This window comes from Chryseobacterium sp. 2987 (assembly GCF_031456375.1).
GTDB classification, from domain to species: domain Bacteria; phylum Bacteroidota; class Bacteroidia; order Flavobacteriales; family Weeksellaceae; genus Chryseobacterium; species Chryseobacterium vaccae.
Genome location: NZ_JAVDUN010000007.1, coordinates 107,113 through 121,783, shown reverse-complemented (window position 1 = coordinate 121,783; position 14,671 = coordinate 107,113). Strand labels below are relative to the sequence as shown.

At 39.2% G+C, this 14,671-nt stretch carries 16 protein-coding genes; 4 read left to right on the top strand and 12 right to left on the bottom strand.

Features of this window, described 5'->3' with window-relative positions:
- Positions 1–8: 8 nt before the first annotated feature.
- The 4 genes from J2Y40_RS19745 to J2Y40_RS19730 all read right to left on the bottom strand — a co-directional run bounded on the left by J2Y40_RS19745 (position 9) and on the right by J2Y40_RS19730 (position 4,449).
- Positions 9–1,067, bottom strand: a complete 1,059-nt coding sequence (locus tag J2Y40_RS19745) for a hypothetical protein (RefSeq protein ID WP_310000892.1) — start codon at positions 1,065–1,067, stop codon at positions 9–11.
- Between the two features lie 24 nt (positions 1,068–1,091).
- Positions 1,092–1,682, bottom strand: coding sequence for a hypothetical protein (locus J2Y40_RS19740; protein WP_310000891.1), 591 nt, complete (start codon positions 1,680–1,682; stop codon positions 1,092–1,094).
- Between the two features lie 6 nt (positions 1,683–1,688).
- Positions 1,689–2,066, bottom strand: a complete 378-nt coding sequence (locus J2Y40_RS19735; protein ID WP_153398004.1) for a YchJ family protein — start codon at positions 2,064–2,066, stop codon at positions 1,689–1,691.
- 241 nt (positions 2,067–2,307) lie between these two features.
- Entirely contained in the window at positions 2,308–4,449 is a 2,142-nt protein-coding gene (locus J2Y40_RS19730; RefSeq protein WP_310000890.1) for a M3 family metallopeptidase, read from the bottom strand.
- A gap of 59 nt (positions 4,450–4,508) precedes the next feature.
- Between J2Y40_RS19730 and J2Y40_RS19725 the strand changes: the two genes are divergently transcribed.
- Positions 4,509–5,324, top strand: a complete 816-nt coding sequence (locus J2Y40_RS19725; protein WP_153398008.1) for a head GIN domain-containing protein — start codon at positions 4,509–4,511, stop codon at positions 5,322–5,324.
- Positions 5,325–5,326: 2 nt separating this feature from the next.
- Here J2Y40_RS19725 and J2Y40_RS19720 read toward each other — a convergent pair whose 3' ends face one another.
- The 5 genes from J2Y40_RS19720 to J2Y40_RS19700 form a co-directional block, all read right to left on the bottom strand.
- Complete coding sequence (locus J2Y40_RS19720; protein ID WP_153398010.1) at positions 5,327–7,213, bottom strand: monovalent cation:proton antiporter-2 (CPA2) family protein; 1,887 nt, start codon at positions 7,211–7,213, stop codon at positions 5,327–5,329.
- A 3-nt stretch (positions 7,214–7,216) separates the two neighbouring features.
- Positions 7,217–7,738: an NAD(P)H-dependent oxidoreductase gene (locus J2Y40_RS19715; RefSeq protein ID WP_153398012.1), complete on the bottom strand. Its 522-nt coding sequence runs from the start codon at positions 7,736–7,738 to the stop codon at positions 7,217–7,219.
- Between the two features lie 190 nt (positions 7,739–7,928).
- A complete protein-coding gene (locus J2Y40_RS19710) occupies positions 7,929–8,747 on the bottom strand; it encodes a YgcG family protein (RefSeq protein WP_153398014.1) in 819 nt (272 codons plus the stop codon).
- On the bottom strand, positions 8,728–9,156 hold the full coding sequence (locus tag J2Y40_RS19705) for a TPM domain-containing protein (RefSeq protein WP_153398016.1): 429 nt from the start codon (positions 9,154–9,156) through the stop codon (positions 8,728–8,730). The genes J2Y40_RS19710 and J2Y40_RS19705 overlap by 20 nt, the downstream gene beginning before the upstream one ends.
- Positions 9,149–9,760, bottom strand: coding sequence for a LemA family protein (locus tag J2Y40_RS19700; protein WP_153398018.1), 612 nt, complete (start codon positions 9,758–9,760; stop codon positions 9,149–9,151). Before J2Y40_RS19700 ends, J2Y40_RS19705 begins: the two co-directional genes overlap by 8 nt.
- 72 nt (positions 9,761–9,832) lie before the next feature.
- Here J2Y40_RS19700 and J2Y40_RS19695 point away from each other — a divergent pair, with 72 nt between their 5' ends.
- Both J2Y40_RS19695 and J2Y40_RS19690 read left to right on the top strand, forming a co-directional pair.
- Entirely contained in the window at positions 9,833–10,333 is a 501-nt protein-coding gene (locus tag J2Y40_RS19695; protein WP_153398020.1) for a dihydrofolate reductase, read from the top strand.
- Between the two features lie 69 nt (positions 10,334–10,402).
- Positions 10,403–10,972 carry a DUF2892 domain-containing protein gene (locus J2Y40_RS19690; RefSeq protein WP_153398022.1) on the top strand — a complete coding sequence of 190 codons (570 nt, stop codon included), beginning with the start codon at positions 10,403–10,405 and terminating at the stop codon, positions 10,970–10,972.
- Positions 10,973–11,028: 56 nt separating this feature from the next.
- Here J2Y40_RS19690 and J2Y40_RS19685 read toward each other — a convergent pair whose 3' ends face one another.
- The 3 genes from J2Y40_RS19685 to J2Y40_RS19675 all read right to left on the bottom strand — a co-directional run bounded on the left by J2Y40_RS19685 (position 11,029) and on the right by J2Y40_RS19675 (position 13,382).
- On the bottom strand, positions 11,029–11,661 hold the full coding sequence (locus tag J2Y40_RS19685) for a trimeric intracellular cation channel family protein (RefSeq protein ID WP_153398024.1): 633 nt from the start codon (positions 11,659–11,661) through the stop codon (positions 11,029–11,031).
- A gap of 187 nt (positions 11,662–11,848) precedes the next feature.
- Entirely contained in the window at positions 11,849–12,313 is a 465-nt protein-coding gene (gene coaD, locus J2Y40_RS19680) for a pantetheine-phosphate adenylyltransferase (protein ID WP_153398026.1), read from the bottom strand.
- Between the two features lie 82 nt (positions 12,314–12,395).
- The gene (locus J2Y40_RS19675) at positions 12,396–13,382 is read right to left on the bottom strand and encodes a D-alanine--D-alanine ligase (protein ID WP_153398028.1); all 987 of its coding nucleotides are present in this window, start codon (positions 13,380–13,382) and stop codon (positions 12,396–12,398) included.
- Between the two features lie 156 nt (positions 13,383–13,538).
- On the opposite strand from J2Y40_RS19675, the gene J2Y40_RS19670 reads away from it, so the two are divergent.
- A complete protein-coding gene (locus tag J2Y40_RS19670) occupies positions 13,539–14,633 on the top strand; it encodes a PASTA domain-containing protein (protein WP_153398030.1) in 1,095 nt (364 codons plus the stop codon).
- Positions 14,634–14,671 lie beyond the last annotated feature (38 nt).

The following is a 14,671-nucleotide window of genomic DNA, read 5'->3' as shown; positions in this document are numbered from 1 at the left end:
TGATCTGTTTAAAAGCCTTTATCGGTAAGTTCAATTTTCAGATATTCTGTTTTATGAGCCGGATCTGAAGTATTGGTGTTCAGATGGGTCACTTTAAAATAAAGGATATTGGAGGTTACCCAGACCAGTGATTTGGAATCGATAGCCTTGAAATTGGTAAAGTTGATGTACAGCAGATTTTCAAAACGGTCTGTTTTCGGATTGTACCGGGTCAGTGTAAAGTCTGAACCAACATCATTATTGGGGGTTACACAGGCAAGAAGCTTCAGTGTTGTATTGATCGCCGGATAACCCAGAAAAGTCATCCCTTCATCCTGTTTGGAAGAACGGTAGGCCGTGTAGTACTTATCCGTATTATAGCTGTTCTCTCCCACAAAGAATTCCCTTTGGGTAACCGGAGAAAAACCGATATACTGGTTGGTATATTCTGCTTCTTCATCCACTTCCTTTTTATTGATTTTTAAGAAATTAAGGCTCCAGGCTTTTCCGTCAAAATGAACTTCCGGATTAGGAGAAATTCTCTCATTCAGACTTTTGCTCTGCGCCTGAACATAAGCTGCTTCATCAATCATGCTTACCACGGCATAACTTTTTGACGTTTTGGTTTTAAAATCATCCATTCCTTTCACCGTAGAGCTCCGGATTTCATTCAGATCAATACCCTGAACTGAAAGCTGGGAGTCTTTCGTGAATTCTTTCTTGGAAACATAAGCGGTGATTGTCCTGTTTGGCTGATACGCTATGGTGTAGTGAATTTCAAAAAAATCATTCAGGTCGTTGAAGCCGTAATAATTATTCAGCTTATCATTTTTGATCCTTAAAACTTTGGCATCTGCTTTTGGTTCTGTATAAAATGAAACGGAATCCATTTTGGAATACACTTCAAAAGGAACGTCGTTGACATTGTCCACCTGCTGTGCTTCTTTAAAATCACTGATTTCTGCCTTCAGGTTTGAGACTTTCTGCTGAATGGTATCTTTTTTTGTTTCCGCAGATGGTGAGGCAGATTCTTTTTTACAGCTTATTATAAGCGAAATCAGGCTGATGCCCGCTAATATCTTTTTCATACTCTATTTTGTAGTGGTGGTTATTTATTCAGCATCATATTCTGTGACATCAATAAAGGTAAGATACCACTGTGCATTTATTTTGGTCAGGATACATCTGAATCCGTTGATGGGAGCATTTTCTTTAGTGTTTTCGGCAAGCTTTACAAAAACGGTATTCTTCGGATCGGTATTGATTTTGAAAATAGTCTGATCCTTTACTGAATACTGCTCCAGGAAGTCATCGGCATATTGATTCACAATATTGGAATTAAGTTCTACAGATAAACCTTCCTTTTTCCATTTTTTATTTTTGCTGTCGTACTCCGGAGCTGGCCCGAACTGTAATGGAAATTGGTTGCGGATATTCCATGATTTCTGAATATATCCTAAAGACATATTGAAATCCACCTCTTCATTAAGGACAAACCCCAGATCTCCCGCACTTTTAAACAGAATTCCCACCCCATAATCTTGGTTCACATACCTGTTTAAAAGATCAGCATTTTTCGTTTGAAAACCTTTCAAAATATCAGTAACTGCCACTGAAATCTGCTTTTTGTCATCATTGCTTTGGGCATTGAAAAAACTGAAGCTGCAAATCAGCATCAGTGTCATGTAAATCATCTTCTTCATATCTTATTAACTTAAAAATTCACCTGAAACATAATACCATCGCTCATGCATTTTCTGGAATACGGAAAACTCGTGGTGGAGCTGCTGCTGTCCGTCCTGATCCGTATAATAGGCCTTAAACTCTACATGATTTAATGCCGGGGTCCGGATAATTTCCAGTTTTGTCCATTCATTGATCTCGCCCCACTCCTGAAGATCCTTTTTGTTATGAAATTTTCGTTTTCCGGGAAGGGTGGTTTCCATAAGATATTCCCCGTTGGGAATGGCAAATGCCGAAAACCGTGAACGCATTAACGCTTCGGCTGTAGGAGCATGCTGTTCTCCTTTGTGATAAGGGCTGCAGCATTCTTCATACGGTTTTCCAGAACAGCAGGGACAGTCCATAGTGTTGTATTTTATTGGTTGAAGGGCAAAAATAATGAATATCGCGGGATAATTCCCTTATAATACGTTTAGGATTTGTATTTCTGTAGCTGAAGGTTCTGAAACATTCTGCTTTGATGTAGTATTTTATTGCCACTGATGCACGAATTTTTTATTAGTGAATTAGTGTCTGAAAAATAAGAGAAATATATAATCTTCCAGCATAAAAAAAGAAGCATTCCGAAGAATGCTTCCTGTTGATTTATTTAATAAAACCTCTGCTTCTTAATAAAGGTTTGATATCCGGATCATGTCCCGTGAAATCTCTGAAGGCCTGGTTAAGATCTACGGAATTTCCTACAGAAAGAATATATTTTCTGAAACGGTCACCGTTTTCTCTTGTAAGCCCTCCGTTATTTTTAATCCATTCCCATGCATCATTGTCAAGAGTTTCAGACCACAGGTAAGCGTAATACCCTGCTGAATAGCCTCCACCCCAGATGTGAGCGAAATAAGGAGTGTGGTATCTTGGCGGAACGGTTGCCAAAGTAAATCCGTGGTTGTTCAATGATTGTTTTTCAAAATCTAAAACCGGGATCAGCTGGCTTTCATTGGTTACGGTGTGCCAATCCATATCCAAAGCAGCGGCAGAAACAAGTTCTGTCGTCATATAACCCTGATTAAAGGTTGATGCTTTTTTAATCTTATCTACCAAAGCCTGAGGAATAGGCTGCTTGGTTTCATAATGAAGCGCATAATTTTTAAGCACTACCGGATCTAAAGCCCAGTGCTCGTTGATTTGGGAAGGGAATTCCACAAAGTCTCTCGGTACATTGGTTCCTGATAGAGATGGATATTTCTGGCTTGCAAACATCCCATGAATAGAGTGCCCGAACTCGTGGAACATCGTAGATACATCGTCATAGCTGATAAGGGAAGGTTTTCCCGGAGCTGGCTTCTGATAATTATAACAGTTAACAATCACCGGTTTTGTTCCTAAAAGGTAAGACTGTTCTACAAAATTACTCATCCATGCACCCCCATTTTTAGAATCTCTCGTATAGAAATCAAGATAGTAGATGGCAATAGATTTTCCGTCATGATCAAAAACTTCATAGGTTACCACATCAGGGTGATACACCGGAAGATCTGTTCTCTTTTTGAAAGTAAGGCCATAAAATTTTTCTGCAGCATAGAAAACTCCTTTTTCCAGAACTGTTGTTACTTCAAAATAAGGCTTGATCTGGTTTTCATCAAGATCATATTTCGCTTTTCTTACCTGCTCGGCATAGAAATTCCAGTCCCAAGGCTCTACCTTGAATCCTCCTTTCTGCTGATCGATCAGATCCTGAATATCTTTAGCTTCACGCTTTGCCGTTTCTACAGCCGGAAAAGCAATTTGGTTCATCAGTTTTGTAGCTGCTTCAGGTGTTTTGGCCATCTGGTCCTGAAGTTTCCAGTCTGCAAAGCTTTTCTTGCCTAACGTCTGAGCTTTTTTCAGTCTTAGAGCAGCTAGCTTTTCAATGGTTTCTCTGGTATCACTTGCATCACCTTTTTCAGCACGCTGCCATGAAGCTTTGAACAGCTTTTCTCTGGAAGCTCTGTTTTTCATATTCTGAAGAAGAGGCTGTTGGGTAGTATTCTGAAGGGCCAGAAGATATTTTCCGGGCTGGCCCGCCGTTTTGGCATCAGCTGCAGCCGCTGCAATTTCATCAGCAGAAAGTCCGTCTAATTCTTTGGCATCCGAGAAAAATACACCTCCTTGTTTTCTTGCTTCCAGTAATTTATTGGAATATTGTGTAGAAAGTGAAGCCAGTTCCTGATTGATTTGCTTTAGCTTCTCTTTGTCCGCTGCAGAAAGGTTGGCACCTGCAATTTCAAAATTCTGTTTGTAGTATTGTACCAGTCTTTTTCCTTCAGCATCCAGACCGTCTTCTTTTATCGATTTGATTCTTTTGTATAGGTTTTCGTTCAGGTACATTTTATCAGAATGTGCTGCAAATATAGGAGCATATTCTTCGTCTAAAGCCTGAAGGGTAGGGTTGGTATTAGCGCTGGTAAGGTTAGAGAATACAATAACCGCTCTTTTTAATACTTCACCGCTTTTTTCTAGGGCAACAATTGTATTTTCAAAAGTAGGAGCTTCCGGATTATTGGCGATCTTCAGAATTTCAGCATCCTGCTGCTTTAGTCCGAAGTCAAATGCCGGTTTGAAGTGTTCGTTCTTAATTTTATTGAATTCCGGTGCTTCATATTGAAGCTTGCTCTTCTTCATAAAAGGATTGGAAGATAAAGACGGATCGGTAACAGGAGCCTCCTGTTGAGTATCGGTTTTCTTCATTGTAGTACAAGATTGGTTAAGTGCCAAAGCAGAAATTAACAATACCGATGAAATATTTTTCATAAATTAGTTGTTATTAAAGTATAAAGATATTAAAAACTTAATTTATAAAAGTAGTAAACATGAAATCAAGGAATCTTTTTATTCTGTCAGCCTTTGTGCTGTTAGCATCATGCAACGAAAGGCATGAGAAAAAAAACAGGGAAAATAATGGCTGGGTAGAGAAAGTGATCAATAAAGAAAGCGGCCCGATTAAACAGAAAGAATTCAGTGGTGATTTTGACGAAATTGAGGTTTCACAGGCGATAGATGCTGAAATCATTAAATCTGAAACGGAAAGAGTAGTTATTTCTGCCCCTGAAAACATCATCAATGAAATCCTTGTGGATAACAGCGGCGGAAAACTGCATATCCATTACAAACCGGGAATCAGAGTGATGAATATCAATAAAGTTACAGCGAAGATCTATACTAAAGATTTTACCAGACTGAATGCTAATTCAGCGGCAAAAATTACAGTGAAAGATAAATTTACCCAGGAAAAAACCAATATTGAGATCTCAAGTGCCGGAAATATTACCGGTGATCTGGAAGCTAATGATTTTGATATTACTACAGACAGCAGCAGTAATTTCAGCGGAAAAATCTGGGCTGTAGATCTTGATATTGATGCTTCTTCAGGAGCCAGCATTGATATTTCCGGAAAAACTAAAAATGCGGATATCAGTTCATCTTCAGGCAGCAGCGTTTCTGCATCAGGTGTCGTTGCAGATCATGTGAAAGCAGAAGCATCTAGTGGGGCAAGTGTGCAGATCAGTGCGGTTTCCAGTGTAAAAGCTGAGGCATCTTCCGGTGGAAGTGTGGATATTTCCAAAAAAGGTCCACTTCAAAACGTAACCAAAGAAGAGAGTAGTGGCGGAAGCGTAAGCATTCAATAAAGTTAATCTGGGTTATCCTCGTCTTCATCTTCGGCAGACGAGGAACCTTCCCAGCCCTTGTGGTCAAAATTCAGATTGTCATATGCCAGCAGCTCTTCTTCACGCTGAAGAATTTCTTTTGTGGTGAATAATAAAATTTCATCATCACTATCCTTTGCTTTAGCCAGTCTTCTGATTGAGGCTTTATCTATAGCCATGAATCTCTGGCCGAGTCGCCTTGCTGCATATTTTCTCATACCAGTTTCGTGGAGTACATCTACAGCCATATCTACGGCAGTTCCTAAGGTTTCCCGGTAGATATGATTGATTCCGTTGTTGAGGTAATCATAAGCATCGATTCTGTTTTTTGCCCTTACAAATATCTTTACCGTTGGATAATGTTCGCGTACCAGATCGGCAATGAACTTATTATCATCGGGGTCATCAAGACATAAAACTAGAATTTCAGCGTCTTCAATACCGGCTGCCCTTAAAATAGGGATTCTTGTTGCATCTCCGTAATAGACTTTAAACCCGTAGCTTCTCAATAATTTTACACGATCCGAATCTCTGTCCAGAACGGTTGCTGAAATTTTATTGGCTTTTAAAAGACGCCCCACCGTGCTGCCGAAGTGTCCGAAACCTACAATAATGATCTTCTTCTGGCTTACATCGCTGTCCAGAATATTATAATCATGTTCTCCTTCCGGAATTTCTTTAATAAATTTAGGAGTAATGAATTTATCATTGATGATCAGAAGAATAGGAGTAATACACATGGTAATTGCTGTCACCGCCATCATCTGTGCGTTGAGCTCAGGTCCTAAAAGATAAAGATCTGTAGCATAATTGATTAATACAAAAGCGAATTCGCCAACCTGAGACAGCGCAAAAGCATAAAACAGGCTCTGTGGTGTATCAATTCTAAAAAACTTTCCAATAGCATACAGAACCGTAAATTTTACAAAAAGTACGGCCAATACTGTACTGAAAATAAATAAAGGATCATTCTGAATAATATTGAAATTGATTGTTGATCCCACACTTACAAAAAAAACGGCCAATAAAAGACCTTTGAAAGGATTGATCTGTGCTTCCAGCTCATGCCTGAATTCACTGTTGGCGAGCATTACTCCCGCAAGGAAAGCACCCAAAGCCGGGGAGAGACCAATGGCAACCATCAGCTCGGAAACCCCGATTACCAGAAACAGGGAGGAAGCGGTCAGAAGTTCTGTCATTCCGGATTTGGAAACATATCGTAAGAAAGGAACAAATACATACCTGCCTAAAAGGATCAGAAAGGCAACGCCAAAGATCACCGTAGCTGCCTGAAGCCATTCCGGAAGTTTCTGAATAAGGATCTGAATCTCGTTATCATGATGTGTTGCTTTATAATTGGCGATAAGCGGCAGAATAGCCAGAATAGGAATTACAGCAATATCCTGGAACAGGAGCGTCGAGAAGGAAGCTTCTCCTGCCATTGTTTTAAAGTTATTCTTTTCCTGAAGGGTCTGCAAAACAATGGCTGTGGAAGACAATGCAAAGCACATGGCAACGGCAACAGCCTTATCTATTCTCCATCCTGCACTTATGAATACCAGAAATAACAATGAAATCGTGAGAATCATTTGAGTAAGCCCCAGTCCCATGATCTTTTTCCGCATTTCCCAGAACTTCCGGGGCTCCAGTTCCAGTCCTACCAGAAAGAGAAGCATAATAACCCCGAATTCACTGGCGTGCATAATATCATTAACGTCTTTTCCCGTAAGCCTGAGAACATAAGGGCCTATGATGATTCCGCCTAAAATATAGCCGATCACAGAACTCAGCCCAAATTTTCTGGCGAGCGGAACCATAATGATGGCTACTCCCAGAAAAATTAATGTATTCATTGCTAAGCTGGATTCCATAGGCTATTGATTCAAAAGTTCTGTAAATTCTTTTTTGTGTAAAATAATTTCTTTTTTGCTGAGTTTATTGGCTTCGTATACAATCTTAAGATGTCTGATATCTGCTTTGAAGACTTTTAATGATACAATCAGCCCGCTGATCAGTTCATCAACGGTATACTGATAGGTCCCGTTTTTACTGAATGATCTTTCTTTTCCGCCGGTGGTGACAAGGATATAGACTTCTTTTCCTTCTAATGGATTGTGTTCGCCTTCCTTCAGCCAGTCCCTGTCAAAAACTTCATCAATCCACAGTCTCAGCAGAGGAGGCATCCCAAACCAGATAAGAGGAAACTGGAATATAAAACGGTCATAATTTTTCAGACGTTTTCTTTCCCTGAAAGCGGCAATATGAAAATCAGGATATTCTTCATAGAGATCTCTTAAAGTGTAATGCTGGTGGCGGACATAGAAATTAATGAGCTCCACATTCGAATTGGAGTGCTCCAGATAAGGATGGGCAAAAACTACCAGCGTCTTCTTCATAAACCTGTTTTCAGTAAATATAACGAAAAATTTTTGAATTAAAACCAGTTTTTGTGTTGATTTGTTAATTTTTTAATATGTAAAACGGAATTTAATGTTAAAAAGGATAAAGAAAGGTTTGTTTTTTAGTATTTTAAATAAAAAATCGGACTGTTTAGTCCGATTATGTTGAATTTTAAATATTGTTGGGTTACCATCCGCCGGATGCCCCGCCGCCGCCAAAGCTTCCGCCTCCTCCGAAGCCGCCAAAGCCTCCTCCTCCGCCTGAACTTCCGCCGCCGAAACCGCCTCCTCCGAAGCCTCCGGGGAAAGGAAAGAACCCACCCGGATAATTTCTGCGTCCGCGTCTGGTGATGATCACGTCATCGTCATCATAATTTCCACCGCCACCACCACGTCCGCCTCCTTTGTTTCCGAAGAGAATAGCGATAATGATGAAAATAACAAATGCAATAATGAGTACTTTGAAAGCGCTTCCATTACCGGAAGGTGATGAGGTTTCCGTTGGTTTAAATTTTCCCTCAACAGCTTCCATGATTGCTGAAGTCCCACGGTTGATCCCTTCATACCAGTTCCCCTGTCTGAAATGAGGGGTCACAATATAATCAATGATCTGCCCTGCTACAGAAGCGGTCAAGTATTGTTCTATAGCTCGTCCCTGCTGGATAGCCATGGTTCGGTCTTCAGATGCGATCAGGAAGACAACGCCGTTATCCACCCCTTTTTTTCCGATTCCCCATTTTTCCCCAAACATTGTTGCCAGAAAGTTAATGTCTTCTCCTTTGGTAGATCGAATGATGATCACTTCAATTTCCGTTGAGGTAGAGTCTGCAAATTTAATCAGCTTATTGTTCAGTTCGTTTTTTTCCTGCTGGGTAAGCAGCCCGGCTTCATCCACAACAGGATAAAGAACCGGTGGCTTTGGGGGAATGGTATACTGTGCTGATACAAAAGTGTAAAAGCAGAGCATCATCAATGAAAATACTATTTTAAGAGAACGTAATTTCATTTGGGAGTTGGTTGGGGTTTTCTCCCTGTATGGGAAAATATTTTTTTAGCTCAATACCGGTTTCCAGAATAGCACTTTTCAGCGCTTTGTAATAATTTCCTTTGGCAAATTCAGCGGTGATATAATCATGAAGATGGTCCCAATAGGATTGGTGTACTTTTTCATGAATTCCGATATCCCCAATAATGGCCAGATATTTTTTCTCAAAATTGACATGAAAAAGCACAGCATTCCTGTCAGCAGTTTTATTCATACAGAGTTCTCTGAAAACTTCAAATGCCGTTTTTGCATTTTGGTCTTCCGTATTAGAGTCTATGTGCACTCTGATTTCACCTGTAGAATATTCTTCTGCCGATTTTATCGTTTCCACGAGGGAATTAATCTGCTGATGGGTCAGGAATTTATTCATCTTTGAATACTTCAGGCGCTTTATTAGCTCCGGCTTCTGCCTTGAAATAAGGTTTTTCTTTAAAGTTGGTAAAATTGGCCAGAATGTTATTCGGGAACGTTTTGATGGATGTGTTGTAATCTTTAGCAGCATCGTTATAATATACCGTTTCGGTTCTGATGCTGTTTTCAATCGCTGTATATTCTCTCTGGAAGTTAATGTACTGTTGGTCCGCTTTTAAGTTCGGATAAGATTCCACTACGGCCATCAATCTGCTTAATGCTCCGGATAATTCTCCCTGTGCTGCCTGGAATTTTGCCATATCAGCTTCAGTCATATTCGAAGGGTCAATGTTGATAGAAGTTGCCTTGGAACGGGCTTCCACTACTTTTGTTAAAGTTTCCTGCTCGAATTTAGAGTACGATTTAATGGTTCTTTCCAGATTAGGAATAAGATTGGCTCTTTTCTGGTAAACAGTCTCAATATTAGACCATTTAGCATCTACGTTCTGCTCTTTTCCGACGAAATTGTTGTAGCCGCTTTTTCCCCAGAAGAAAATAACTGCAACAATGATAAGCAGCGCAATACCGATAGTTCCTGCGCTCAGGCAGCCTTTATTTTTCATAGTTTATTTTTTTAATTTTTTGTGCTAATCAAATATACAAATTATGTGCTAATTTTGCAGAAAATTATTAGAATGATAACAATAGTGGTGGCGATAGGAGAAAACCGCGGTATTGGTTCCAACAACCAAATGCTATGGCACCTTCCTAAAGATTTAAAACATTTTAAAAATATCACTTCGGGACATCCTGTAGTGATGGGCAGAAAAACGTATGAAAGTATAGGAAAGCCTCTCCCTGGACGTACTAATATTGTCATTTCAAGAAAGAATGACTGGTTTGAAGAAGGTATTTTAATTGTTGGAAGCATCAAAGAAGCCCTGAAATTTGCTAAAAAAATTGATGAAGAAGTATTTATTATCGGTGGCGGGAATATTTATAAGCAGACTATAGATCTTGCGGATAAGATTGAACTTACTACCGTTAAAGCAACTATTGAGGCTGATACCTTTTTTCCGGAAATGGATGGTAAAGTCTGGGTAAAAACAAATGAAACCTGTCATGAGAAGGATGAGAAAAATCCTTATGATTTCTGTTTCCAGACGTTTGAAAGAATCAAGACTGATGAACTGTAAAAATTCTAAGTTCTAAGTTCTGGGTTCTAACCTCTAAATTCTTTATCTTTGCACTTCTAAAATTGAATAATGAATAAATACATAAAAATTGTAATTGCGGCAGTTCTTATCCTTTTAGGACTTTATATGATGTTCTTTACGAGAAGTTTAGGCTGGGGGATCGTTGTATTCCTTCTTGCTTCACTGCCGATCTTACTTTTCTTTAAAAATGAATATATTCTCCTTGCTTTCTGGCAGCTGAGAAAACAGAATATGGAAAAAGCCGCTGAATGGTTAACTCACATCACAAGTTACCAGGCACAGCTTCATAAGTCCCAATACGGATATTACCACTATCTTTTAGGTCTTACGCAGGCTCAGGCACATCCTACGAAAGTAGAGCCTTTAATGAAAAAAGCCTTGGAATATGGTTTAAATATGAAACATGACCGGGCGATGGCTACCTTAAATCTTGCAGCCGCTGCGATATCCAAAGGAAGAAAGCAGGAAGGCCAGAAACTTCTGGATGAGGCAAAAAGGTTAGACAGCGCAGGAATGATGACAGATCAGATCAAAATGATGAAAGACCAGCTGAAAATGCCTACGATGCAGAAACATATGCACAACCCTAATATGAGACAAAGAGGAAAATTCTTCTAGCAGATATAACAAAAGCACCTAATTTTAGGTGCTTTTTTATTTTGAATAAACTACAGTTACATTTCAGAATTATGATCATAGCCATAAAATTTGGGCATCTGCCATTGATATTTCACAGCAAGTGTTCTGATGGCAACAATCAGTATAATTGTAAAAATCTGTATAAAGGTATAGGATAATGAAGTGAATTTCGTCATCAGGAGAAATGCAGAACCTCCTACAATACAGGCGGTAGCATAAATCTCTTTCCTGAAAATCAGAGGAATCCTGTTCAGAAGAATATCCCGGATAATACCTCCAAAACAACCAGTAATCGTCCCCAGAGCAATACATATTAATGGGTGAATACCCGCATTTAATCCTTTCTGAACCCCGATAATGGTGAAAAGCCCCAGTCCGAAGCTGTCAAAAATGAACAGTGTTACCTTAAAGTTCTTTTCAATGGATTTAAATACCATGGCAAATATCGCGGTGATCAGGATTAGGGCACACATCAACAGATCATGCATCCAGAAAACAGGAATGTCCAGCAGAAGATCTCTTACTGTTCCTCCTCCTACAGAGGTAACGAAGGCAATAATGAGCACCCCAAACGGATCAAGGCGTTTCTGCATGGCAGCAAAACTTCCTGACATCGCAAAAGAAATGGTTCCAAGAACTTCTATGGCAAAATTAAACTGTTCGTGCATATCATGGTGAGTAATGAATGATGAGCAATGGGTAATAAAAATTATGCCATTTCATCCGGTAATCATTCGAATTAACTATTTTATAATCTTTACATTCTGCTTTTAAATGTAAGATTTTCTCCAGATTAAAAAATCTTTATTATATTCCAGATGGTTCTAAAATTACTTATTGCTCATTACCAATCATTTATTTTTCTATCCTCACCGAGTCTGGTACCAGCAGTTCGTATTCTCCGCCGTGATTGATGATCTCCCGGACGATGCTGCTGCTGATGAATGATTTTCCGGAAGAGGTCAAAAGAAAGACCGTTTCCAGTTTTTTGTGAGCCAGTGTTCTGTTGGTATGAGCGATGGCTTTCTCAAATTCAAAATCAGCAGGATTTCTTAATCCTCTGATGATGAACTGGGCGTTTTTTTCAAAACAGTAGTCTACCGTTAATCCTTCAAAATAATCTACTTCCACATTGGGAAATTCAGCGACTGAGTTTTGAATAAATTCCATTCTTTTTTCAAGAGGGAACATATATTTTTTCTGGGAATTCTGCCCGATTGCAATAATTAATTTGTCAAAAAGCGGAGCCGCTCTTTCTATAATATCATAGTGTCCCAGAGTAATAGGATCAAACGATCCGGGGAAAACAGCAATTTTCATATGGTATGAATTATAAATTTTCAGTTGTAAATTATGAATGATACATTTTTATTGTATATCTATAATGTACAACTTCTACTTTCTATTTTTTAAGTAAAGCTTTTTCTACCTCGTTTCCGCAAAGATCCATGATAGAGATTCCGTAATGTCTTGCCTGTTGCGGCAGGATACTGGCAGGAGAGAAGCCCGGATTGGTATTCATTTCAAGCATGTAAGGAATTCCTTCCATCAAAATAAACTCGCTTCTTGAAAATCCGCTCATTCCTAATGAATTGTATGCTCTTTTTGCAATTTCTTCCACTCTCAGACGGGTTGCATCATCAATTCTTGCAGGTGTAATTTCTTCGGAAGCTCCTTCATATTTGGCTTCATAATCAAAGAATTCATTGGTAGGAACAATTTCAGTGATTCCTAAAACAATGGTTTCGCCTTTAAAATCAATAACTCCTACGGAGACTTCCATTCCGTTCAGGAAACTTTCAATCAGGATCTCGTTATCCTCTTTGAACGCAATTTCTGTGGCAGCAATCAGTTCAGATTTTTCTTTTACTTTAGAAATTCCCAGAGAAGATCCGGATTGGTTCGGTTTTACGAAAAGAGGAAGCCCAAGGCTTTCTGTAATCTCATCGATATTGATGTTTTCTCCTTTTCTTAAATAAATGCTTTTGGCAGCCGGAATTCCGTACTTTGACAATACAGCCAGTGTATCTTTTTTATTGAATGTTAGAGCACTCTGATAGAAACCGCAGCCGGTATACTTTTGTCCTATAGCGTCCCAGTAAGCCTGAAGAATTCCGTTTTCGCCCGGTGTACCGTGGATAATGTTAAAACAGACATCAAATTTCAGGGTTTTATGGGTATCTAATGTTACAGAGAAATCGCCCCTGTTGATTTCATATTTTTTATCATTTTCGTCTAAGAAATACCATTCATCTTTAAGGATCACTACTTTATATACATCATATAGATTTCTGTCCAGAGAATCATAGATCAACTGACCGCTTTTTAAAGAAACGACATATTCGTCTGAATAGCCTCCCATGACAACGGCAACACATTTTTTGCTCATAACCATATAGTATCAATTAAGGCAAATTTAAACATTTTATACATTGTAATAAGGGAAATTGGGAAATTTTAGAGACGAAAATGAAATGTGTTAAATAAAAAGCACATTCTAAAATTATTAGCTATATTTGCCGTTATAATTATAGTATTTTTAAGTATGCTTAAATCACTTTTCAATTGGAAAGTTTTGCTGAACTTAGTAGTGGCCATCGGTGTTTTTGTGGGGTTGGTATGGCTTACGTTCCGCTGGCTGGAATACCACACCAATCATGGTCAGGAGATTCCGGTTCCCAATGTTATTAATAAATCGGTATATGACGCTGTTAAAATATTAGAGGATACAGGCCTAGAATATGAAGTAGACAGTGCAGAATATAATCCTAAATTTAAGCCTTTTCAGGTTTTAAAGATGCACCCGCTATCCAGTTCCAGAGTAAAACCGGGATCACTGGTCAGAATTGTAGTGAATCCAAGAACCTGGGCGCCTATTACGGTTCCGGATGTAATTAATAAATATTCAGGATTAGCTTTCCAGAGATTGGATCAGGTAGGACTGAAGATTGGAGATACGATCTATGAGCCAAGTATTCAGAAGGATGCCCTTTTAAGAATATTATATAAAGGAAACGCCGTAAGTCCGGGAGCACGTCTGCCTAGATTCTCTATGATTGATGTTGTAGTAGGATCAGGTCCTATGAGGAATATCTCCATTCCTAGTGTAGTAGGATTATCCGTAAAAGAAGCAAGAGCAATTATTGCAAAAAGTATGTTTGAAGTAGGACTTGTAGAGCATGAAGATGGTGGGAAAGATGAGTCTGATATTATCTACTATCAGGATCCTGCATCGGGTGATGTAAGAGATCAGGGAATGCAGATTGATCTTTGGGCAAGTAAGAAAACTCCTGCTGAGTTGGGAGCTAAAATAAGTCAGCTGAATTCTATCTACCGTATGAAAGTAGATACTTCGCTGCCTCCGGTGCGTTACGAAGAAATTCCTGCTCACCCTACCCCTAGCTATGATCCGCCTGCGGATGTTCCGGCTCCAAGGAAAGAAGCTCCAAAGCCTGAACCTGTGAAGACAGAAACACCGAAAGCAACAGTTCCTGCCAAACCAGCGGGATCTGCAACGGAAAAGCCTAAAACGTCTTCAGCTAATCCATCAGCCGGAAATACAAATAATAAACCGGCAGCCTCTACAACAGGGCAACAACCCGCTCAAAAGCCAAAAGCTAAGAAGATGGTCATAGAATAGTAATAACTTATTATAAAAAATAAGGCTTCAACTGTAAA